The sequence below is a fragment of the Sporolactobacillus sp. THM19-2 genome, assembly GCF_004153195.1.
GTDB lineage: Bacteria > Bacillota > Bacilli > Bacillales > Sporolactobacillaceae > Sporolactobacillus.
The window spans coordinates 1-729 of sequence record NZ_SEMC01000062.1 but is presented as its reverse complement, the minus strand read 5'-3'; the positions used below and the strand labels follow the sequence as shown (position 1 = coordinate 729).

The 729-nt window shown below is 49.0% G+C and carries 1 protein-coding gene; it reads left to right on the top strand.

Going from position 1 to position 729, the window contains the following annotated elements; translation table 11 throughout:
• Positions 1 to 729: IS1634 family transposase (locus EWH91_RS14315; RefSeq protein ID WP_165364345.1), on the top strand; the 729-nt coding region annotated here is incomplete at both ends.

Sequence of the window (729 nt, the reverse complement as noted above, 5' to 3'; positions counted from 1 at the left end):
CAGCGTGCCGGAGGGCATTATATTGTTGGTGAGCCCATGCGTTCCGGTAAGAAAATTGTGGATGAAGCGATGTCCCGCAAGGGACGTTATCAAAAGGTTCGCAACCATCTTGAGGTTAAGGAGATTGTCGTCGGGGACGGAGAAAAGCGGCAGCGTTTTATCCTCGCCTACAACTCAAAAGAAGCAGAGAAAGATAAGAAACAGCGGGAACGACTGGTTCGTGATTTGGAGATGGCTCTGGAAGACTTACATCAGTTGCCTGAAAAGAAGCATACCAAAGCGGCCTGTGCCCTGCGGTCACATAAGCTTTATGGTCGTTATCTTCGCCAGCTGAAGGACGGGCAGCTGAGAATTAATCGGCAGGCGCTTCGAGATGCGGCGCGTTATGACGGGAAATACCTGATTCGAACATCGGATGACACCCTGTCCGCAGAAGAAGTGGCGCTGGGATACAAGAACCTGATGGCTGTAGAAAATGGATTCCGAACCTTAAAGTCTACACTCTGTCTTCGACCGATGTACCATCGGATCGAGGATCGGATTAAGACGCACGTTTTACTGAACTGGCTGGCTCTGCTTCTTATTCGGCTGGCGGAACTGAAGACCGGTGAAACCTGGCCAAAACTGAAACATACCATGGATCAGATGGTTCTGGGCAAATTTTCTTCGAAAAAAGGAGACTTCTATCAAAGGACGGAAATCACCGCAAAACAGCATGAAATCATTAAG